This is a genomic window from Micromonospora sp. NPDC004336, assembly GCF_053602615.1.
Window position 1 is genome coordinate 1 of sequence record NZ_JBSGDY010000375.1, and the last position, 1138, is coordinate 1138.

Genomic DNA, 1138 nt, shown 5'->3' on the forward strand with positions numbered 1-1138 from the left:
CGAAGGCGGTGGTGACGGGGCCGGCGATGGCGCCGCCGGTGAAGGCGAGGCCGGCAGCGGTCAGGGCGGTCTTACGCAGGATGTCGGTACGCATGGTGAGGTCACCTTTCGATCGGGGGTACGTGACACCCCTGGGGGTGGGTGCGTCACGGGTCGGGAAAGGTTCACGCCAAGAAAGGGGTGCGCCCGGTGGTTCCGGGGTGGGGCGCGGCCCGGGGGATGTAACCGGTGGGGCGGGCCGGGCATTCCGGCGGCCACCAGCGGGCTGACCCTCGGGGGTTCGGGGGATGTAACGACGTGGGTCCGGCCGGCATTCCGGCCGCCACCCTGGCCCGCAGGGGCCGGGGGGTTCACGCGCTCACGATGGTTACAACGCCCGGGGCCGCCGGCTGATGCCCACCCACCCGGTGACCCCCACCACCGCAGACTGGCATATATCGGGCGCCAGGCCCCACAGCCGATCCCCGCCTCCGCCTCGCCGGTCCTGGTCCCCACCCGCCGTGCCTGCTCCGGTCGCCAGTCCCGCTCCGTCCCCACCTCGCCGGTCCCCGCCTCAGCGGGCCTGCCTCCGCACTCGCAGGCCCCGCTCCTGCCTCCGCCGGAACCGGACAGACAGGCCCAGGCGGCTCGCGACGGGCGCCCTGTCGAGATGAATCGTCCCCGACATCAGCTCGACAGGCCGCGAGCGCGACCCACGATTCCCTGCGCTAAGCCATCACGCATCGCTCACTCCGCCGGCGCACTGGAGACGGGCGGACATTGGAAGCCGACAGTCCAGCATGAAGCCGACAGCACAGTGCGTGCCGACGTCCCCGCGCATGCCGTCGGACCCGTGACACAGCCCGACATCCAGCGCAGGCCGTCGGACCCAGCGACTCGCGCGCAGCCCGGCATGCCCAGCGCAAGCCGACGGCCCGGTGGCTGTTGCCACCGGGCCGTCGGCTTCGTGCTGTGCTGCCTTACTCGTCCGCCCCCGCGGCGGCGGTGCCGCCGAGGTCGGCCGGAACGGCGTCCGGCACGCTGGCCGGACGGTCCGCACCCTTGAACACGAGCTTGGACTTGTCGGTGTTGTTGGGGTCGCCTTCGCAGTCGACGACGACGATCTGGCCGGGGGTCAGTTCGTTGAACAGGATCCGCT

Annotated in this window: 1 pseudogene; it reads right to left on the reverse strand. The window is 72.2% G+C overall.

Features of this window, described 5'->3' with window-relative positions:
- Window positions 1–959: 959 nt before the first annotated feature.
- Window positions 960–1138 (reverse strand): annotated as a pseudogene (locus ACWENR_RS30845) (AAA family ATPase); the annotation flags it as partial.